The sequence below is a fragment of the Azospira restricta genome (assembly GCF_016858125.1).
Lineage (GTDB): Bacteria > Pseudomonadota > Gammaproteobacteria > Burkholderiales > Rhodocyclaceae > Proximibacter > Proximibacter restrictus.
Genome location: NZ_CP064781.1, coordinates 1,064,530 through 1,083,292 on the forward strand (window position 1 = coordinate 1,064,530; position 18,763 = coordinate 1,083,292).

An 18,763-nucleotide genomic window follows, 5' to 3' on the forward strand; every position below is an offset into this window, starting at 1 on the left:
CAGGGCGATCGGCAGGCGGCCATGGACACAACTCGCGAAGATTTCGTCGGCAAGGTGCCGCTGTCGCTGGCGCCCTGCCCGCCGGCGCAGCTCGCCGCGCTCGGCGGCGAGCGTTCGCCGGGCCTGCTCGGCCTCGCCTGCATCGGCATCGGAGCGTCGGCGGCGCTGCCGCGCATCGCCGACCTGCCGCTGCAGCACGTCGCGGCGCCGCTGCTCGGCGGCACCGGTGCGCTCTACGGCGAGGCCTGGCGCAGCCGCTCGACCTGCATCGCCGGCGAGGGCCAGGGCATCCGCTTCCGCGCCGACGCCAACGTCCTCTACGGCGTCGTCGAGGTCGTCGAGGACAGCTTCGCCGCCGCGGCGGGCGCCTCGCCGCTGCAGCGCGCGACCGAGGACGCCTACCGGCGCATCTTCCGCCTGCTCGACGCCGAGGGCTTTCCCGAACTGTGGCGGGTGTGGAACTACCTCCCCGCGATCAACGCGGAAAGCCCGGAATACGGCGGGCTCGAACGCTACCGCCAGTTCAACGTCGGCCGCCAGGACGCCTTCCTCGGCGCCGGCCGTCTGACCGGCGGCGCGGTGCCGGCCGCCTGCGCGCTGGGCGTGGCCGGCGGGCCGCTGTCCATCGCCTTCCTCGCCGGCCGGCTGCCGGCGCAGCCACTGGAGAATCCGCGCCAGATCAGCGCCTGGAACTATCCGGCCGACTACGGCCCGCGCGCGCCGACCTTCGCCCGCGCGACGCTGGCGCAGCTGCCCGGGCAGGAGCTGCTGTTCGTCTCCGGCACCGCCAGCATCGTCGGCCATCGCACCGTGCATGCCGGCGACGTCGCCGGGCAGGCGCGCGAGTCGCTCGCCAACATCGCCGCCGTGCTCGCCGAGGCGAACAAGGCGAGCGGCGCCCGCTATACGCTCGATACGCTCGACTATCGCGTCTACGTCCGCCGCGCCGGCGACTTCGACGCCGTGCGCGCGGCGCTGCTGCCGCTGATCGACGAGCGCGCCGCCGTGGTCTACGTGCAGGCCGACATCTGCCGCGCCGACCTGCTGGTCGAGGTCGAGGCGAGCGCCTCGCGCGCGACCGGCCGCGCCTGAACCGCATGTCTGCCGCTGGTCGCCATCCGCTCGCTCGTCTCGCCTTCGCCGCCTACGAGGTGCTGGCGATGGGCCTCGGGCTGGGCATGCTGGCGGCGATCTGCCTCGCCTGGACGCCGCTCGCGCTGCCGCTCTACCTGCTGCTGCCGCGCACCTGGGGGCGCCGCGTCGGGCGGCTGGCGATCATGGCCAGCTTCCGCTTCTACCTGTGGTTCCTCACCGTCTTCTGCTACTGCCGCTTCGACCTCGACGAGATCGATGCGCTGCGCCGCGACGCGCCGCTGATCGTCGTCGCCAACCATCCCTCGCTGCTCGACGCGGTGATCCTGCTCTCGCGCTTCCCGAACATGGTCTGCGTGATGAAGGCGGCGCTCGCCGACAACCTGCTCTTCGGCGCCGGCGCGCGGCTGGCGCGCTACATCTGCAACGACGTGCCGCTACAGGTGATCCTGCGCGCGCGCGAGGAGCTGCGCGACGGCGGCCAGCTGCTGCTGTTCCCGGAAGGCACGCGCACCACGCGCTGGCCGGTGAACCCGCTGGTCGGCAGCGCCGGCCTGATCGCCGGCCGCAGCGGTGCGCCGGTGCAGGCGCTGCTGATCGAGTTCAGCACGCCCTACCTTGGCAAGGACTGGCCGCTGTTCCGCCGCCCGTCGCTGCCGCTGCGCGTGCGCGTGCGCGTCGGCCGCCGCTTTGCGCCGCCGAAGGACGTGCCGGTGTTCACGCGCGAGCTGGAGCAGTATTTCCGCGACGAACTCTCGGCCGCCAGCGTCCACGAAACGTCGGCCGAATGCGCCGCGCAGCCCGCGCCGGCGGCCGGCACGATTTCCTGAAGCCCGACCATGCCCGCCGCCTCGACCAGCCATCTCGTCCTGATCCCCAGCTACAACCCGGGAGCCAAGGTCTACGACACGGTGCGCGCCGCGCGCGCGCAGTGGGCGCCGGTGTGGGTGGTCGTCGACGGCAGCACCGACGGCAGCGCCGAGCGGCTGCAGGCGATGGCCGCCGCCGATCCCGGCCTGCACGTGATCGTGCTCCCCGAGAACCGCGGCAAGGGCGCCGCCGTGCTCGAAGGCGCCCGCGCCGCGGCGCGCGCCGGCTTCACGCACGTGCTGACGATGGACTCCGACGGCCAGCACCCGGCCGACCTGATTCCCGCCTTCATGGCCGCGTCGCAGGCGGCACCCGCGTGCATGGTGCTCGGCAAGCCGGTGTTCGCCGCCGATGCGCCGCGCCTGCGCGTCAACGGCCGCAAGGTGTCGAACGGCTGGGCCAACCTGGAGACGCTGTGGATGGGCATCGGCGACTCGCTGTACGGCTTCCGCGTCTATCCGATCGAACCGCTGTGCCGCGTGATGACCGGACAGAAGTGGATGCGCCGCTTCGACTTCGACCCCGAGGCCGTCGTCCGCCTGTGCTGGGACGGCGTGCAGCCGCTCAACCTCGACGCGCCGGTGCGCTACTTCCGCGCTGACGAGGGCGGCGTCTCGCACTTCAACTACCTGCGCGACAACACGCTGCTGACCTGGATGCACACGCGGCTGTTCCTCGGCTTCCTGTGGCGACTGCCGGGGCTGGTGTGGCGGCGGGCTGCGGGCAGGGCTGAGAGCGGAGAGTGAGCGTGGATGAGGCGATGAAACGGTTCCAGGACGATCTGCTGGAATCGGTGCGTCAGATGAAGGCCGGCAAGGCCGCGCGCGTGACGACGGTCGATGTGTCGGCGGCGGCCGAGGCACGCAACGGGGTCGGCGAAAACGCTGCTGCGGATAGCGATGCAGAACCCGGAGGCAGTGAAGGCGGCGGCGTAGAAAAGCTGAAGGCGGCCGGCGTCGCGAGGAGCAAATGACGCTGAGCCGTATGCGGACTTTGGAAAAGGAATCAGGCTAGTGCATTTGGCGTCATCTATTAAGCTCTTTCAGCCAGTATGTGCCGAATGTGAATGAGTCGTACGGATTCAACTCGTTCGCAAGAAGATACCCGCGCATTTCCGCGACACCGGTCGTGCATAAGCGGCTAAGAAACCGCCATGGATACACCAGTTCAACCGTTTTCAATATCAGTTCGGGGTCTTCGCCTACAGTCGAACTGCCGTGATAGTACGGTTCCTCTTCCTTGTCGCCGAAAGTCATTCCGTAGCCTGGCATCCGCAGTTCGTGCACCAAAGCATTGCGGTAGGTATAGAGGAGGTGCGAGTGCGTTAGTGCCATCACGTCGATTCCTTCAATTGGTATCTTTTGGTCTGAAGACGACGGCCATTCGCGCTTCACCGCTTCGAGTAGAGGGTCTTCCGATATATGCATAAGTGCTCCACTGTGCACGGGGAGTTGGCTGTATTTTTGCAGCGCCCATTTCCGCAAGCTATCGAGTGCCGGGTCAGGGTTCTTTCGTAGTAGTTGAACTAAATGGGGAAGGCTGACGCGGCTGCCATCAGACCACCTGCAGAATCGCTGAACGAAACCAACAAAGCGTTCCTTGTTCTTGCGCCGAGGCATGACTGTTCCTGAAAGTGTGTCGAGGACAGCCACAAACAGGAGTTTGCGATAGAGCTCGTCGTGAGAAGACTGGAGCGTTTCTATGTCTTTGACTTGTGAATCGAAGTAGTCACAGAATCGGGTGATGTCGGATTTTAGTTGGTCAGGTTTGGTCATGGCGTTGTCAAATTAAGGTCACGCAGACGGTTGCGGCGGTATGTCAGCTAATACCGTTGACAGAAAGATTGCGCCTTAAATCTGTCCGTCGTTATTCCGTACTCCCCCGATACTCCGCCGCCTTCCTCAACAGCCACTCGCGGAACGCCTGCAGCACCGCCGAGCCCTGCTTGCTCTCGGGATACACCAGGTAGTAGCCGTGCGCGCTCTGCAGCGCGCGTGCGCAGGGGATCACCAGTTCGCCGGCGGCGATTTCGTTGGAGACGAAGAAGCGCGGCACGAGCGCGACGCCGAGGCCGGCGCGGGCGGCTTCGACGAGCATCGAGAACAGTTCGTAGCGCGGCCCCTTCATCGCATTCACGTCGCGCAGCTGCGCGGCGTTGAACCACTGCCGCCAGGCTTCCGGCCGCGACGACTGCTGCAGCAGCGTGAAGCCGGCGAGTTCCCCGGCGTCGATCGCGGCGCGGCCGCCGAGCAGGCGCGGGCTGCAGATCGGGACCATCTCCTCGCCGAACAGGTATTCGGCGACGGCGCCCGGCCACACCGGCTCGCCGAAGTGGATCGCGGCGTCGAAGGGGGTGTCGGTGAACAGGAAGGGCTCGGCGCGCGTCGTCAGGTTGAGCGTGATGTCCGCACGCGCGGCGTTGAAGTCGGCCAGCCGCGGGATCAGCCAGCGCGTCGCGAAGGTCGGGATCACCGCCAGCTCGAGCACGCCGCCGGCGCCCTGGTGCGCCATCATCGCCAGCGTGTCGCGCTCCAGCCGCGCGAGATGTTCGCGCACCTGCTTGGCGTAGAGCTGGCCGGCGTCGGTCAGGCTCAGCCGCTTCTTGATGCGGTTGAACAGCAGCACGCCGAGCATGCCCTCGAGCGAGGCGATCTGCCGGCACACCGCGCTCTGCGTCAGCGCCAGCTCGTCGGCGGCGCGCGTGAAGCTCTGGTGGCGGGCGGCGGTCTCGAAAGCGACCAGGGTCTCGATCGCCGGGATCTTTCTGCGCACGACGTCTTCCTTTGCACATTGTTCTTAAAACGCACAACGTGCTGAGTTTATATCGTTTGCGGCGCTCCTCCCAAAATCGAACAATGCGCGCAGCCGATGACGCGGGCTGCAGACAGCGTCGCTTGAAAAAACGACACAGGAGACTTCGATGACCACCAGTTCCCAGGAATCACGGGCCATTGCCGGCGGCGACGCGCAGCGCGCGCTGTCGCCCGCGAGCACCGACCAAGCCGCCACCCGCCGCAACGCCGACGAGCACGAGGCGGAGGTCCGCAGCGTCGCCGTCCTCGGTTACAACTGATCATTCCCGGAATTCACCATGATCGACTCGAACACCATCCCCTCCTACCTGCACGCCGACCACCTCGGCCCGTGGGAAACCTACCTGACCCAGGTCGAGCGCGTCGCGCCGTACATCGAGACGCGGCTGCTGCCGTGGGTCGAGACGCTGCGCCGGCCGAAGCGCATCCTCGTCGTCGACATCCCGATCAAGCTGGAGAACGGCACGATCGCCCACTTCGAGGGCTACCGCGTGCAGCACAACCTGTCGCGCGGCCCGGGCAAGGGCGGCATCCGCTTCCATCCCGAGGTGACGCTGTCGGAGGTGATGGCGCTGTCGGCCTGGATGACGATCAAGAACGCGGTGGTGAACGTGCCCTACGGCGGCGCCAAGGGCGGCATCCGCGTCGACCCGAAGCAGCTCTCGCGCGACGAGCTGGAGCGGCTGACGCGCCGCTACACCAGCGAGATCAACGTCATCATCGGGCCGGACAAGGACATCCCGGCACCCGACGTGAACACCAACGAGCAGGTGATGGCCTGGCTGATGGACACCTACTCGATGAACCAGGGGCGCACCGTCACCGGCGTCGTCACCGGCAAGCCGATCTCGCTCGGCGGCAGCCTCGGCCGCCACGACGCGACCGGCCGCGGCGTCTTCGTCACCGCCTGCGAGGCGGCGAAGAAGCTGGGGCTGGCCATCGACGGCGCGCGCGTCGCGGTGCAGGGCTTCGGCAACGTCGGCGAGGCGGCGGCGCGCATCTTCCACGACCACGGCGCCAAGGTGGTCGCGGTGCAGGACGAGACCGGCACCGTGCACAACGCGAACGGCATCGACCCGCGCCAGCTGCTCGCCTATCGCCGCGAGGCCGGCACGCTCGCCGGCTACCCCGGCGCCGAGACGATCGCCGCCGGCGACTTCTGGGGCCTCGACTGCGACTTCCTGGTACCGGCCGCGCTCGAAGGCCAGATCAACGAGCGCAACGCCGGGCAGATCAAGGCGCGCGTCGTCGTCGAGGGCGCCAACGGCCCGACCACGCCGGGCGCCGATTCGATCCTGCACGAGCGCGGCATCGTCGTCGTTCCCGACGTGCTGGCCAACGCCGGCGGCGTCACCGTCAGCTACTTCGAATGGGTGCAGGACATGTCGGCCTATTTCTGGACCGAGGCCGAGATCGCCCAGCGCCTCGAGCGCATCATGTCGGAAGCCTTCTCCAGCGTGTGGGACGTGGCGCAGCAGAAATCGCTGTCGCTGCGCACCGCTGCCTTCGTCGTCGCCTGCCAGCGCGTGCTGGAGGCGCGTGCGCTGCGCGGTCTCTACCCCTGACCGCCGGCCAGCGGGGGCGGCCGCCAGAAGCGGCCGCCCGTCGCGCCCCGGGCGCCGTCGTCGCGTCCCGGGAGGAAGGACCGCCGCGGCCGCCCCGCCGCTGCGGGTGATCTATAGTCAGAACGTGCATTCCGGAGTGACCGTCAGTCCGGCACCGTGAGGGGAGGCGCGTTCATGCAGACGACATCGCCGATGGCCGACGGTCCGCGCTGGTGGTGGCCGCCGGCGCCGCACGACCTGGCCGCGCTGGCCTTCGGCGCCGCGGTGTACTGGCTGCCGCGACTGGACTACCTCGGCTACTGCGGGGCCGGCCAGTATGTCGCGGTCGCGCAGGTGCTCGTCATGCTGCTGCTGGGCGTGGTCGCCGGCCTGTTGCGGCTGCGCCGCCATTTTTGCGCCTTCGGCGGCGCGGGCTTCGGCCTCGCCTGGGGCGTCGACCTGCTGCTGAGCCTCGGCTTTCCCGGCATCTTCTTATGCTCGCACCAGCTGCTGCCGCTGGAAGCGGCGATCATCGCCGCCCAGGTGGCGCTTCCCACCTGGCTCGGTTCGGCCGCCGGCAGGGCGCTCGGCCGCCGGCTGCCGGCGCTGCGGGAGCCGGGCCGGCGCTGGCGGATCGCCTATGCGCCGCTCGCCGTCGCCGCGCTGCTGGTGATGGTTTCGCCGCACTTGCTGCCGCTGCAGCTCAAGGTCCAGGAACAGCGCGCGCTGGCGACGATCGCGACTCTGGCGCAGGCCCAGTTCGCGTATCGGGACAGCCATCCGGCGGAGGGGTTTGCCTGCTCGCTCGCGGCGCTGTCGGCGGATTTTGCGGGATCGGCCGCCTCCGCCGGCAACAAGCAGGGGTTCGTGTGGCGGGGCGGCTATCGCTATCGCCTGCACTGCCGCGGCGCCGCCGTGCCGCGCGCCGCCTTCACGCTCGAGGCCGTGCCGTACTGCCGTCCGACCTGCGGCACGATCGCGTACTGCGTCGACCAGCGCGGCGAAATCCGCGCGCTGCCGGTCGATTCGTCGCCGCGCGGCGACAGCGCCTGCGGGGCGGCAGGACGCCCGCTCGCACGCCCTGGCGCAGCTAAGCGCCGGCGGCGTCGAGCATCCGCTCGCACTCGGCCATGAAGAACTCGGCGAGTTCGGAGCGGTAGTTGGGGTCGAGCGCCTCGGTCAGCTCGTGCGCGGTGTGCAGCCCGGCCTCGCGCGACAGGCCGCCGGCGATGCTGCGCGCCAGCTCGTCGCTCAATGCGGACAGACGGCGGCGCTCGGCCAGCGGCAGGCTGCGCTGCGAACGCGCCAGCCAGTCGGCGGCGAGCGTCGCGCCCTGCGCCTCGGTCAGCCACTGGCCGTGTTCGTAGAAGGTGTTGAGGCGCTCGGCGACGAGCGCGAAGATCAGCGCGACGCGCGTGCCGCGCTCCGAGCTCGGCACGGCCGGCTTCAGATCATCGCCCCGTTGATCGAGATCACCTGCCCGGAGATGTAGGCGGCGGCGTCCGAGGCGAGGAAGGCGACGAGCGCCGCGACTTCCTCCGCGGTGCCGGCGCGCTGCATCGGCACCAGCTTCCTGATCGCGTCGGCATCGAAGGCGCCTTCGCTCATCTCGGTGGCGATGATGCCGGGCGCGACCGCATTGACCGTCACGCCGCGGCTGGCCAGTTCCAACGCCAGCGACTTGGTCGCCGCGTTCAGTGCGCCCTTCGCCGCCGCGTAGTTCACCTGGCCGCGGTTGCCGGCGATCGCCGCCACCGACGAGATGTTGACGATGCGCCCCCAGCGCGTGCGCAGCATCGGCAGCGTCAGCGGCTGCGTGACGTTGTAGAAGCCGTTCAGCGAGACGTCGAGCACGCGGTCCCACTGCTCGCCGGACATGCCGGGAAAGACCGCGTCGGCGTGGATGCCAGCGTTGTTCACGAGGATCTGGATCGGCCCCGCTTCGAGCGCGGCCGCGAGCGCCGTCGCCGTCGCTTCGCGGTCGGTGACGTCGAAGGCGAGCGCCGTCGCCTGGCCGCCGGCGGCGCGGATTTCTTCGGCGATGGCCTCGGCCTTTGCCAGCTGGCGGTTGGCATGCACCAGCACCTCGCAGCCGGCGGCGGCGAGCGCGCGGCAGATCGCCGCGCCGATGCCGCCGCTGCCGCCGGTGACCAGCGCGCGTCGGGGTTTCGCATTCGTCGCTGCCATCATCGTCCTTCCGCGTCGAGGATCACCGCCGCCCGTCCGGCGAGCAGCAGGCGGCCGTCGCCGCGCACGGCGAACTGGTAGAGCACGTTGTTGCCGTCGCCGGAGAGGCGCTCGGCGTCGATGTCGAGGTCGCCGGCGACGGCGTCGAGTCGCTCGGCGCAGAAGTCGACGCCGCGCACGCTGGCGAGGTAGCCCTGCCGCGGCTTGTCGCCGGTCGTTGCCAGCAGCGCACCGTGCACCGCCATCGCCTGCGCTGCGTATTCGATGCCGCAGGCGGCGCCGAGGCGGCCGTCGGCGAGCAGCGGGTTGCCGGCGTCGCGGTGGCTCGCCGCGCGGCAGCGGATCGTCTCCGGCGTCCAGTCGAGCACCGCGTCGAGCAGGCACATCGTGCCGGCGTGCGGGATGTGCGCGGCGATCCAGTCGCGGTCGAGTGCGACCGGTGCCTCGCTCACGGCAGCACCTCGACCACGAGGCGCAGCGGCGCGAGGTAGTCGATGCCCGTCTCGCCGGCCGCGCCGCGCGCGATGCGGGCGAGCAGCGGCAGCGCGCGCAGCGCCGGGATGTTGGTGCGCAGCGTCTCCAGCGCCGGGTCGGCGAGGGTGTCCGCGGGACCGTCGTCGGGGCGCAGGCTGAGGCCGGCGACGCTGCTGTCGCTGCGCGCCGGCGACAGCAGCAGCGCGACGCCGGCGGCGTCGCGCGTCGGCCGCATGGCGTGGATCGGCTCCGGATACTCGGCGTCGTAGGCGATCAGCAGCACCGGCGCGCGCGTCGTCGCCACCTGCGCCAGCGCTTCGACGAGGCCGGCGCCGAAGCTCCAGTCGTAGGCACACAGGACCTGGCACGGCGCCATCGCGCCGGTGGCGATGCCCCAGTAGCCGGCGGCGGTGTTATGCACCGAGTTGTGGAAGCGCGTCGGCGATACCGCGCGGTCGTCGGAGGCGAGCTGCTCGCACAGCGCGTGGCAGTTGTGGCCGTCGCCGCAGGACGATGAGAAGACGGTGGCCAGCGTCGCCGCGTCGGCACCGGCGTGGCTGACGGCTTCGATGCCGATGGCGAGCGCCAGCTTGACCAGCCGGCTGGCGCGCCGGCGCTCGGCCGGCGGCAGGATCGCCGGCGCCGGCAGCACGGTCGGCGCGGCGACATAGGTCGTTTCGCCGGCGAGCACCGCGCGCGCGCTCGGCCAGTCGGCGAGGCCCGGCGCCAGCACGCCGATGCCGTCGATCCAGGCAGCGAGTTTCGCGCTCATGACGCACGCCCCAGGATCAGGCTGCAGTTGCTGCCGCCGAAGCCGAACGAGTTGCTGAGCACGTACCTGAGCGGCGCGCGGCGATTGGCGAGCAGGTAGTCGAGGCCCAGCGCGGCGAGCGCCGGGTCGAGCGTGCGCGTCTGCGCGCTGCCCGGCAGCAGCCCGTGCCGCAGCGCTAGCGCGCCGATCACCGCTTCCACCGCGCCGGCGGCGCCCAGCGTGTGGCCGGTGGCGCCCTTGGTCGAGCTGCAGGGTACGCGGTCGCCGAACAGCGCGGCGACGGCCTTGCCTTCGGCGGCGTCGTTGGCCGGCGTCGCCGTGCCGTGCAGGTTGATGTAGCCGATGTCGCCGGCGGCGAGGCCGGCGTCGGCGAGCGCCGCTGCCATCGCCAGCCGTGCACCCAGCCCTTCCGGGTGCGGCGACGACATGTGGTAGGCGTCGCTCGATTCGCCGGCACCGAGCAGCAGCACCGCGTCGGCGGCGGGCGCGGCCGGCGCGCGTTCGAGCAGCGCGTAGGCGGCGCCCTCGCCGATCGAGATGCCGTCGCGCGCCGCGTCGTACGGGCGGCACGGCTGCGGCGAGGTCAGTTCGAGCGAGGCGAAGCCGTACAGCGTGGTCAGGCACAGCGAGTCGACGCCGCCGACCAGTGCCGCGTCGATCAGTCCGACCTCGATCATCCGCGCCGCCTGCGCGAAGACCTTGGCCGACGACGAGCAGGCGGTGGAGACGACCGCCGCCGGCCCTTCGAGACCGAAATACTCGCGCACGAAGCCGCCGACCGAGTAGGTGTTGTGCGTCGTCTCGTAGACGAAGTCCGGTGGCAGCGCGCCGGTCGCCGGGTCGCGCCGGCGGTAGGCGAGTTCGGTCTGCAGGATGCCGGCGGTGCTGGTGCCGAGGAAGCAGCCGACGCGGCGCTTGCCGTAGCGGTCGATCGCCGTGCGCACGGCGTCGGCGAAGCCGTCGGTCTCCAGCGCGAGCAGCGCCAGGCGGTTGTTGCGGCAGTCGTGGCGGGCCAGCGCGGCTGGCAGGTGGATGGCGTCGACGCCGTCGACCTCGCCGATCCAGGTGTCGAGGTCCACCGTCTCGAAATCGCAGCGCTTCAGCCCGTTCGCCTGCGCGTCGAGCGCCGCCAGCGTCGGCGCGAGGCCGCGGCCGAGGCAGGTGCTGGCGGTGAAATGGGTGAGCTGCAGCGGGATCACGATGCGGGGCGTAGGGAGTCTTCCGGGATGGCGAAGTCTACCAGAACGGGGGCATGCGGCCGCCGCCGGTTCAGGCCGCTGCGGCTTCCGGGCGCGCCGCACGCAGCGCGCGGGCGACCAGCAGGGTGTTGGCGAACGGCTTCCTGCCGCTCATCGGCGCCGAGTCGACGGCGAAGCCGATGTCGTCGAGCAGCGCCGTCCACTCGCCCAGGCTGCGCGTGTAGAGCTGCGGCAGGCGGTGGCCGCGGACGAAGGTGACCGCGTGGTCGACCCAGTTGCAGATGTGGAAGGGCAGGCCGGCGTCGGCGTCGCCGATGCGCGTGACGAAGACGCCGCCCGCCGGCAGCGCGGCATGCACGCGGCGCAGGATGTCCTCCTGCCGCGCGAAGTCGATGTACTGCAGCACGTCGAGGATGGTGACGACGTCGGCGCGGCCGAAGTCGGTTGCACAGATGTCGCCCTGCACGATGCGCACGGTCGCGTCGTCGGCGGCGAAGACGGCGCGCGCGCGGGCGATGTCCTTCGCCATCAGCTCGACGCCGCGCAGCCCGAGTACGCGCGGCGGCTCCGGCCAGTCCGCCGGCCAGTCGCCGTGCTCGAACAGGCGGCGCGCGGCGAGCAGCCAGGAGGCGAATACCGCCTGGCCGCAGCCGAGGTCGAGGAAGTGCCCGCGCGTCGGGAACACGCCGCGTCGCAGCAGCTCGCGGAAGAGGTTGTCGCCGGCGAGCTTGCCGCGGGCGAAGTGGTAGGCGAAACGGCCGCCGGCGCGGTAGCCGCGGGTGGCCTCGTCGAGCAGTCGGGAAAGGAAGGCTTGGCTCATGAGCGGGGTGGGATGACGGAAGCGAGGGTTACCGAACGCAGCTGCCGCTGCGCCAGCGTGTCGAGCAGCTTCGGCAGCGCGGCGAGGATCACCGGCCGGCCGTCGGTGGTGCGCGCGGCGTTGCCGTCGTGCAGCAGCAGCACGTCGCCGCCGGCGAGGTTGCGCGCGAGCGCGTCGTGCACGACGGCGGCGTCGCCGCGCCGCGTGTCGTAGGCGCGCCGCGTCCAGCTCGCCAGGTGCAGGTCGAGCGCGGCGAGGATCGGCTCCAGCAGCGGGCTGCGCAGGCCGGCAGTCGGCCGGAAGAAGGTCGGCGCGCGGCCGGTGAGGTCGGCCAGGCAATGCTGCGCGTCGACGATCTCGGCGCGCATGCGTCCGGGGCCGAGCGCGGCGAAGCGGCGCAGGTGGTGCATGCTGTGGTTCTCGACGGCGTGGCCGCGGGCGACGATCTCGCGCAGCAACGCCGGGTGCCGCTTCGCTTCGGCGCCGACGACGAAGAAGCTGGCGCGGGCGCCGGCGGCGTCGAGCAGGTCGAGCACCTGCGGCGTCACCGTCGGCTCGGGGCCGTCGTCGATGGTCAACGCGACCTCGCCGCGCGCTGCGGCGTCGTCCGGCAGCCGGCGCACGTTCGGGCCGAGCAGCGTGCTGCGCGGCAGCAGGCCGGCGACGGTGAGCAGCGCGTGGTCGGCAATGATCGCGGCCAGCGCCCATGGCCACAGCGCCGGCGCTACGGCGACGCCGGCTGCGGCGGCGACGTGCAGCGCGGCGCTGGCGGTGTAGGCGGGACTTGGTTGCCAGCGGCCCATCTCAGCGCTCGGCGATGGCCGGCCGCCCGGCGGCGAGGAAGTCGTTCCACGCGGCGGCCCACACCGGCCAGTCGTGGCCGCCGGGCCGCGTGCCGACGCACGCCTGCGGCAGCGCCGCGGCGAGCTGCGCGATGCCGTCGGCGAAGCGGTCGTCGCGGCCGTAGTCGATATGGACCGGCGGCTTCGCCGCGTCCGATTGCAGCCAGGCCCACAGCTCGAATTCCGGATCGGCGCGCTGCTCCGGCGTCGGCGTCCACGCGGCCAGCCCGCCGGCGGCGGCGATCGCGCCGGTGGTGATGCGGCTGCCGGGGTAGGGGGCGAACAGGCACAGGCCGTCGACCTCGTCGGCATGGCGCGCGGCATAGAGCAGCGCGAGAAAGCCGCCGAGCGAGATGCCGCCGAGCCAGACGCGGCGGTAGTCGCGCCGCGCCGGCCGGACGATCGCGTCGCGCACCGCCGGCAGCGCTGCGCCGCCGCTGATCTCGGCGAGGTCGAGGCCGGCGATGGCGAGGTCGAGCGCGGCGCCCTGCGCGTCGCGGGCGGCGACGAAGCCGGCATCGACGAAATGCTGCGGCGTCATGTAGGCGCCGGGGAGCAGCACCAGCAGCGTGTCGGCTGCCGCGGGCGCCGGATGGCGGACGACGTTCATGCGCGCCGCTCCCGCTGGCCGGCGAGGATCGCCGCCAGCAGCAGCGCGAGTACCGCGCCGGGGCCGACGGTGACGCCGATCGCGCGCAGCACCGGCACCTGCGAGAAGGCCAGCACGCCGAAGCCGATCATCGTCGTGCAGTTGGCCAGCGCCAGCGAGGCCAGCGTCTGCGGCGTGCCGGCCCGATCGCCGGCGCTGCCGCTGCGGTCGAAGAACAGCGCGTAGTTGGAGCCGACGGCGACGGCGAGCAGCAGGCCGACCAGGTGCAGCAGCGTCATCTTCTCGCCGGCCAGCGCCAGCCCGGCGACGACCAGCAGTACCGCCGTCACCAGCGGCAGCAGCACGCGCGCGAGCCGGGCCGGCGAGCGCAGCGCGAGCGCGAGCAGCAGGACGATCGCCGCGAAGCCGGCGAGCGAGAGCAGGATCGCCTCGTCGAGATAGGTCGCGTAGAGGCGGTTCGATTCGCCGAGCAGGTCGACGAACAGCGCCTCCGGCTGGCCGGCGGCGGCGAGCGCCTGGCGCACCGCGGCCGGGTCGATCGGCAGCAGCCGGCCGTCGGCGCCCTGCGGCGCGCGCAGCGGCAGGAGCGCGCTCCAGCCGGCGCTGCCCGGCAGCAGCAGCGCGTCGACGGCGAGCGCCAGCGTGCTGCCGGCGAAGGCCTCGGGGGTCAGCAGCGGCTGCGTGCGGGCGCGGGCGACGTCGTCGAGGAAGGGCTGCAGCTTGTCGGCGCGCAGCGGCAGCTCGCGCAGCGCCGCCGGCAGCCGCCGCGCCAGCTCGTCCGGCGCCGGCAACGCCTGCTGGCGCGCGCGCTGCGTCGCGGCGCTGGGCAGGAAGCGGGTCGGGCTGTCGAAGCCGGCGATCACACCGCGTTCGACCAGCGGCTGCAGCTCGCGGCCGATGCGTTCGGCGGCGGCGAGGCTGGCTTCGCGACTGCCGGCGTTCGCGACGACCAGGTAGCGCAGGTCGGGAGCGCCGAGCTCGGCGCGCAGCGACTGGTCGAGCTGCTGCGCGTCGGCCGGGATCGGGCTGAGGCCGCCGAGGCCGGGATTCCACAGCGTGTCGCGGTGCGCGAAGACGGTCGCCGCGGCGGCCAGTGCCAGCACCGGCACGATCCAGCGCAGCGCGGCGAGGCGCGCGACGCCGCCGGCCAGGCGCTCGCCGATGCCGGTGATGTCGCGGATGCGGAAGTCCTCCGGGCACAGCTGCGGCAGCACGAAGCGGGTGAAGGCGGCGGCGGCGACGAGGCCGGCGATCGAATAGAGGCCGAGCTGGGCGAGGCCGGGGAAGCCGGAGAAGAGCAGCGCCGCGAAGCCGCAGATCGAGGTCGTTACGCCGAGGCGGATGGTCGGCCAGAAGCGCTGCATCCAGCTGCCGGCATCGCTGTCGCCACCGTCGCGGGCACGCTGCGACTGCACGAAGTAGTAGATGCTGTAGTCGATCGCCTCGCCGATCAGCGTCGTGCCGAAGCCGATGGTGATGCCATGCACGGTGCCGAAGCCGAGACTGACCGCGGCGATGCCGGCGACGACGCCGCAGGCGACCGGCAGCAGGCCGAGCGCGAGCGCGGTGAAGGAGCGATAGACGAGCAGCAGTAGGCAGACGACGCCGAGGGTGCCGAGGATGGAGAGGCGCGTCACCTCGCTGCGGATGGTGTCGCGCGAGGAGGTGGCGAACACCGGGCTGCCGGAAAGCAGCACGCGCGCGTCGGCGACGCCGGCCTGCGCCGCGAGCGCGGCGAAGTCGGTGCGGATGCGGGCGAGCGCCGCTTCCTGCGCGTCGAGGTCGGCGCCGCTGGCGCGCACCTGCGCCATCAGGATCGCCCGCTGCCCGTCGCGCGAGGCCCAGGCGCCGTGCAGGCTGGGCGGGCTGCCGCTGCCGCCGTCGAGCGCGCCGACCAGCTCCATCAGCTCGCCGGTCGGGTCCTGCGGCAGCAGGCGCTTCAGCATCAGCCCGGCCGGCGACGCGAGCAGGTCGATGCTGTCGCCGATCGCCTGCGCGAGGCCGGCGACTGCGAAGCGCTCCGGCGTCACCGCCGGACTCAGCAGGTAGCGGTTGGCGAACAGCAGCTCGCGGTCGCGCGCGTGCGCGCCGGCCTCGCCGTTCCTGACCGCGCTGAAATCACCGCCGGCCCGCATGCGCTCGGCCAGCGCACGCGACAGCGCGGCCCGCGCCGGCGCGTCGCCGCCTTCGATGCCGATCAGCAGCATGCGCGAGAGCACGCCCGCCTTGAGCTGGTCGACCAGCAGCTGCTGCTGCGGCGACGGGTTCTTCGGCAGGAAGGCCGACATGTCGGCGGTGTAGTCGGCGCGCGCGATGACGACGAGGCCGGCGGCGAGCGCGAGCAACCAGACGGCGATGGCGCGGCGGGCAGCGTTCATTGGGCTTCGATCGGGGTGATGGTCATCACCGCGCGGTCGCCGTCGGCCTGCAGGTATTCGATGCTGTCGACCTGGTGGCGCGTGCCGCCGACGGTGATGCGGCTGACCAGTGCGGCGATGCGCTGGTCGCTCGGCAGGAGGCTCAGCGACCAGCGCTCGCGCGTCCCGGAGAGATGCAGCGCGTAGCTGCGCTCGAGCAGCGCGCGGTTGCCGGCGAGCGTGCCGCGGATGCTGTCGACGAAGACCTGCGCCTCCGGCTGGTCGGCGAGGCGCAGCACGAACTTCTGCTTGCCGCGCTCGAGCGTCAGCGTGTCGCGGTCGAGCACCAGCACTTCCGGCTTCGGCTGCAGCGTGCGCTTCTCCAGGCGGTCGGGCGCGGTGTAGGTCATCTCGCCGGAGGAGACGAGCGGCTTGTCCAGCAGCGCGATGTACTTCTTCTCGACGAAGCGGACGCGGCCGCCCTTGTGCTGCGCGAGGTCGTGCATCAGCGTGGCCAGGTCCCGGGCGGCGAGGGCCGGCGCCGCGAGGCCGAGGAGCACGGCGGAGAGCAGGGTGGAGCGGCAGAGGCGGAGAGCGTTCATCGTTTGTTCGGCGCCGGTGCGCCCTGCCAGAAGTCGAAGAAGTTGAACCAGTTGTACGGCGCCGTCCGGCACAGGTGTTCGAGGCGCTCGGCGTAGCGCCGCTGCGCGTCGGCGATCGCCGCGTCGCGGTCGTCGCGCGCGGTCTGCGAGAAGTCGGCGAGCGGCTCGAAGTGGATGCGGTAGCGGTTGCCGCCGAGGTAGAGCCCGGCCATCAGCAGCACCGGCCGGCGCAGCATCGCCGCCAGGCGGAAGGGGCCGACCGGGAACGGCGCCGGGTGGCCGAGGAACGGGCAGTCGCGCGCCGGGTCGCCGCCGAGGCCGCGGTCGGCGAGGACGCCGACGAGGTCGCCGGCGTCCAGCCGGTCGCGTGCCTGCAGCATCGACTCGATGTGCCCGAGCGGAATGATGTCCTGCGTCGCGGCGGGGTTGATCGCCGCCAGCGTGGCGTTGATCTTCTTCGCGTTCTCCTCGTACATCAGCATCGCGATGCGCAGCGTCGTGCGCTCGCGGCCGACCGCGCGGATCACCTCGAAGCTGCCGAGATGCGCGCCCATCAGCAGCACGCCGTGGCCGTCGGCGATCGCCGCGTCGATCGTCTCGCGGCCGACGATCTCGATGTCGAACAGGTCGAAGCGGTCGTTCAGCAGATAGACGCGGTCGTGGATCGTCGTCGCGAAGGCGAGGATGTGCCGGTAGCGCTCGGCCAGCGTCGGCGTGCGGCCGAGCACGCGTGCGAGATAGGCGGCCGACGCGCGCCGTGCGGCCGGCGCGAAGGCGAGGAAATAGGCGGCGATGCCGTGCAGCACGACGCGGCCGAGCCGGCGGCCGCCGGTGAGCGAGATCCATACCATCAGGCGCAGTACCGGCAAGCTGCTGCGCTCCTCGCGTTGCGCCCATTCGGCCGTTGCGGCCGCCCTGTCCTCGCTCATGCTGCCTCCGCGCGCAGCGTCAGCGTACCGCTGGCGACCGGGCGGTCGCCGCAGCGCACGGCGAACTGCACGCTGCCGCTGGCTGCAGCTTGCAGCGAGAACGCGAGTGTCTCGCCCGGTGCTACCGGGCTCAGGAACTTGGCGCTGGTCAGCCGCAGCGCCGCCGGGTCGAGCGCGAACTGCGCGGCGGCGAGCGCCAGCGCGCGGTCGAGGACGACGACCCCGGGCAGGATCGGCCGGCCCGGGAAATGGCCGGCGAAGGCCGGGTGGTCCGGCGGCACCGTCCACAGCGCTTCAGTCATCGCCGCGCCCTTCCCGGTGCAGCGCGAAGAGTGCCTGCAGCGCGTCGCGCGGCAGCTTGCCGGTGGCGTTGCGCGGCAGCCGGTCGAGCAGGACCAGCGGCCGCGGCAGGAAGATCGGGTCGATCCGCTGGCGCAGCGCGGCGAGCAGTTCGCGCCGGGTCAGCGTCGGCGCGACGACGAAGGCGGCCAGCCGCGTGACGCCGTCCGCCGCCTCCTCGTCGGGCAGGTAGAAGGCGCCGTCGGCGACGCCGGCGATCGCCGCGAGCTGGTGGTTGAGGTAGGCGAGCGAGCTGCGCTTGCCGGCGATGTTGATCAGGTCGGCGCTGCGCCCGTGCAGCAGGAAGTGCTCGCGGTCGAGCGGCTCGATTAAGTCGGCGAGCGCGACGCGGCCCTCGACGTGGCCGCCGCTGGCGTGGGCGAGGTCGCCGTCGAGGTCGAGCGCGACGCCGGGCAGCAGCCGCCAACGCGGTCCGTCGACGGTGCGCCGGCTGGCGATCTGGCCGGTCTCGGTGCAGCCGTAGATCTCGTTCAATGGCGCCGCGCAGCGCGCCTCGGCCGCGCGCGCCAGCGCTTCCGACAGCGGCGCGGTGGCCGATAGCAGCTGGTCGATGGGCGGCAGGTCGAGGCCGGCGTCGAGCAGCGCGCGCAGGTGGAAGGGCGTCGTCACCAGCAAGCGCGGCCGCGGTACCGCGGCCAGCGCGGCGGCGATGTCGGCCGGGTAGAACGGGCGTCCGCTCCAGGCCGCGCAGTTGCCGTGCAGCGCGAGCAGCACGGTCGATTCGAAGCCGTACATGTGCTGCGCGGGGACGGTGCCGACGATGGCGTGGCCCTGCCGGCCGAGGCCGAGACGCTCGGCTTCCGCCCGTGCGTTGCGCACCAGCGCGCCCCAGTGCTTGGCGTGCGGCACCGGCGCGCCGGTCGAGCCGGAGGTGAACACGTAGGCGGCGATGCGGTCGCCGGGGATCTGCGGCATCGCGAACGGCGCGTCGCTGGCGGCCGCTTCGTCCGGGTAGCGCAGGCAGGGCAGCCCGGCCGGGGCATCGGCGTCGTCGTGCAGGCAGGCGGTGTCGGGCGCGAAGGCGAGCAGCTGGCGCACCGTCTCCGGCGCCTGCGACGACGGCTGCAGGCTGATGCGGCCGGCGACGAGGCCGGCGGCCAGGCCGACCATGAAGCGGTAGCGGTCCTGGCAGAGGTTGAGCAGGTGGCCGCCGGCCGGCAGCAGCGCGGCGAGGCGGTGCACGTCGGCGAGGAAGCGGGCGACGCTGACCGGTCCGTCGCGGCGCCAGGCGATGGTCGCCGCAGGGTCGCCGTGGCCGGTCAGCGGATACAGGCGGGCGTCGTCCATGGCGG

At 72.0% G+C, this 18,763-nt stretch carries 22 protein-coding genes; 7 read left to right on the top strand and 15 right to left on the bottom strand.

The window, feature by feature from the left end; translation table 11 throughout:
• Nucleotides 1-21: 21 nt before the first annotated feature.
• From IWH25_RS05140 to IWH25_RS05155, 4 genes are read left to right on the top strand one after another with little or no spacing between them, the layout of a single operon-like run.
• The gene (locus IWH25_RS05140; RefSeq protein WP_203388262.1) at nucleotides 22-1,092 is read left to right on the top strand and encodes a chorismate transformation FkbO/Hyg5 family protein; all 1,071 of its coding nucleotides are present in this window, start codon (nucleotides 22-24) and stop codon (nucleotides 1,090-1,092) included.
• 5 nt (nucleotides 1,093-1,097) lie between these two features.
• The gene (locus tag IWH25_RS05145; RefSeq protein ID WP_203388263.1) at nucleotides 1,098-1,922 is read left to right on the top strand and encodes a lysophospholipid acyltransferase family protein; all 825 of its coding nucleotides are present in this window, start codon (nucleotides 1,098-1,100) and stop codon (nucleotides 1,920-1,922) included.
• A gap of 9 nt (nucleotides 1,923-1,931) precedes the next feature.
• A complete protein-coding gene (locus tag IWH25_RS05150) occupies nucleotides 1,932-2,708 on the top strand; it encodes a glycosyltransferase family 2 protein (protein WP_203388264.1) in 777 nt (258 codons plus the stop codon).
• A gap of 2 nt (nucleotides 2,709-2,710) precedes the next feature.
• Complete coding sequence (locus tag IWH25_RS05155) at nucleotides 2,711-2,935, top strand: hypothetical protein (protein WP_203388265.1); 225 nt, start codon at nucleotides 2,711-2,713, stop codon at nucleotides 2,933-2,935.
• A 52-nt stretch (nucleotides 2,936-2,987) separates the two neighbouring features.
• On the opposite strand, the gene IWH25_RS05160 is transcribed toward IWH25_RS05155, so the two are convergent.
• Together IWH25_RS05160 and IWH25_RS05165 are read right to left on the bottom strand one after the other, a co-directional pair.
• On the bottom strand, nucleotides 2,988-3,737 hold the full coding sequence (locus IWH25_RS05160; RefSeq protein ID WP_203388266.1) for a hypothetical protein: 750 nt from the start codon (nucleotides 3,735-3,737) through the stop codon (nucleotides 2,988-2,990).
• A 91-nt stretch (nucleotides 3,738-3,828) separates the two neighbouring features.
• Nucleotides 3,829-4,734, bottom strand: coding sequence for a LysR family transcriptional regulator (locus IWH25_RS05165; protein WP_203388267.1), 906 nt, complete (start codon nucleotides 4,732-4,734; stop codon nucleotides 3,829-3,831).
• A 148-nt stretch (nucleotides 4,735-4,882) separates the two neighbouring features.
• Between IWH25_RS05165 and IWH25_RS05170 the strand changes: the two genes are divergently transcribed.
• The 3 genes from IWH25_RS05170 (at nucleotide 4,883) to IWH25_RS05180 (ending at nucleotide 7,453) form a co-directional block, all read left to right on the top strand.
• The gene (locus tag IWH25_RS05170) at nucleotides 4,883-5,035 is read left to right on the top strand and encodes a hypothetical protein (RefSeq protein WP_203388268.1); all 153 of its coding nucleotides are present in this window, start codon (nucleotides 4,883-4,885) and stop codon (nucleotides 5,033-5,035) included.
• 18 nt (nucleotides 5,036-5,053) lie between these two features.
• Nucleotides 5,054-6,340: a Glu/Leu/Phe/Val family dehydrogenase gene (locus IWH25_RS05175; protein WP_203388269.1), complete on the top strand. Its 1,287-nt coding sequence runs from the start codon at nucleotides 5,054-5,056 to the stop codon at nucleotides 6,338-6,340.
• A 174-nt stretch (nucleotides 6,341-6,514) separates the two neighbouring features.
• Nucleotides 6,515-7,453, top strand: a complete 939-nt coding sequence (locus IWH25_RS05180) for a hypothetical protein (protein ID WP_203388270.1) — start codon at nucleotides 6,515-6,517, stop codon at nucleotides 7,451-7,453.
• On the opposite strand, the gene IWH25_RS05185 is transcribed toward IWH25_RS05180, so the two are convergent.
• From IWH25_RS05185 to IWH25_RS05245, 13 genes are all read right to left on the bottom strand, one after another.
• Nucleotides 7,410-7,757, bottom strand: coding sequence for a hypothetical protein (locus IWH25_RS05185; RefSeq protein WP_238999009.1), 348 nt, complete (start codon nucleotides 7,755-7,757; stop codon nucleotides 7,410-7,412). The genes IWH25_RS05180 and IWH25_RS05185 overlap by 44 nt on opposite strands.
• 8 nt (nucleotides 7,758-7,765) lie before the next feature.
• Nucleotides 7,766-8,506 carry a 3-oxoacyl-ACP reductase FabG gene (gene fabG, locus IWH25_RS05190; RefSeq protein ID WP_203388271.1) on the bottom strand — a complete coding sequence of 247 codons (741 nt, stop codon included), beginning with the start codon at nucleotides 8,504-8,506 and terminating at the stop codon, nucleotides 7,766-7,768.
• On the bottom strand, nucleotides 8,506-8,958 hold the full coding sequence (locus tag IWH25_RS05195; protein ID WP_203388272.1) for a hotdog family protein: 453 nt from the start codon (nucleotides 8,956-8,958) through the stop codon (nucleotides 8,506-8,508). The genes fabG and IWH25_RS05195 overlap by 1 nt, the downstream gene beginning before the upstream one ends.
• Entirely contained in the window at nucleotides 8,955-9,752 is a 798-nt protein-coding gene (locus tag IWH25_RS05200) for a beta-ketoacyl synthase chain length factor (RefSeq protein WP_203388273.1), read from the bottom strand. Before IWH25_RS05200 ends, IWH25_RS05195 begins: the two co-directional genes overlap by 4 nt.
• Nucleotides 9,749-10,951 carry a beta-ketoacyl-[acyl-carrier-protein] synthase family protein gene (locus tag IWH25_RS05205; protein WP_203388274.1) on the bottom strand — a complete coding sequence of 401 codons (1,203 nt, stop codon included), beginning with the start codon at nucleotides 10,949-10,951 and terminating at the stop codon, nucleotides 9,749-9,751. Before IWH25_RS05205 ends, IWH25_RS05200 begins: the two co-directional genes overlap by 4 nt.
• A 70-nt stretch (nucleotides 10,952-11,021) precedes the next feature.
• Complete coding sequence (locus IWH25_RS05210) at nucleotides 11,022-11,771, bottom strand: class I SAM-dependent methyltransferase (protein ID WP_203388275.1); 750 nt, start codon at nucleotides 11,769-11,771, stop codon at nucleotides 11,022-11,024.
• Nucleotides 11,768-12,574, bottom strand: a complete 807-nt coding sequence (locus tag IWH25_RS05215) for a polysaccharide deacetylase family protein (protein ID WP_203388276.1) — start codon at nucleotides 12,572-12,574, stop codon at nucleotides 11,768-11,770. The genes IWH25_RS05210 and IWH25_RS05215 overlap by 4 nt, the downstream gene beginning before the upstream one ends.
• A gap of 1 nt (nucleotide 12,575) precedes the next feature.
• On the bottom strand, nucleotides 12,576-13,223 hold the full coding sequence (locus IWH25_RS05220; RefSeq protein ID WP_203388277.1) for an alpha/beta fold hydrolase: 648 nt from the start codon (nucleotides 13,221-13,223) through the stop codon (nucleotides 12,576-12,578).
• Complete coding sequence (locus tag IWH25_RS05225; protein ID WP_203388278.1) at nucleotides 13,220-15,601, bottom strand: MMPL family transporter; 2,382 nt, start codon at nucleotides 15,599-15,601, stop codon at nucleotides 13,220-13,222. Before IWH25_RS05225 ends, IWH25_RS05220 begins: the two co-directional genes overlap by 4 nt.
• On the bottom strand, nucleotides 15,598-16,182 hold the full coding sequence (locus IWH25_RS05230; protein WP_203388279.1) for an outer membrane lipoprotein carrier protein LolA: 585 nt from the start codon (nucleotides 16,180-16,182) through the stop codon (nucleotides 15,598-15,600). Before IWH25_RS05230 ends, IWH25_RS05225 begins: the two co-directional genes overlap by 4 nt.
• Nucleotides 16,179-17,111 (bottom strand): LpxL/LpxP family acyltransferase, encoded by a 933-nt coding sequence (locus tag IWH25_RS05235; RefSeq protein ID WP_203388280.1) that lies wholly within the window; start codon nucleotides 17,109-17,111, stop codon nucleotides 16,179-16,181. Before IWH25_RS05235 ends, IWH25_RS05230 begins: the two co-directional genes overlap by 4 nt.
• The gene (locus IWH25_RS05240) at nucleotides 17,108-17,413 is read right to left on the bottom strand and encodes a 3-hydroxyacyl-ACP dehydratase FabZ family protein (RefSeq protein ID WP_203388281.1); all 306 of its coding nucleotides are present in this window, start codon (nucleotides 17,411-17,413) and stop codon (nucleotides 17,108-17,110) included. The genes IWH25_RS05235 and IWH25_RS05240 overlap by 4 nt, the downstream gene beginning before the upstream one ends.
• Nucleotides 17,406-18,758 carry an AMP-binding protein gene (locus IWH25_RS05245; RefSeq protein WP_203388282.1) on the bottom strand — a complete coding sequence of 451 codons (1,353 nt, stop codon included), beginning with the start codon at nucleotides 18,756-18,758 and terminating at the stop codon, nucleotides 17,406-17,408. The genes IWH25_RS05240 and IWH25_RS05245 overlap by 8 nt, the downstream gene beginning before the upstream one ends.
• Nucleotides 18,759-18,763: the final 5 nt, after the last annotated feature.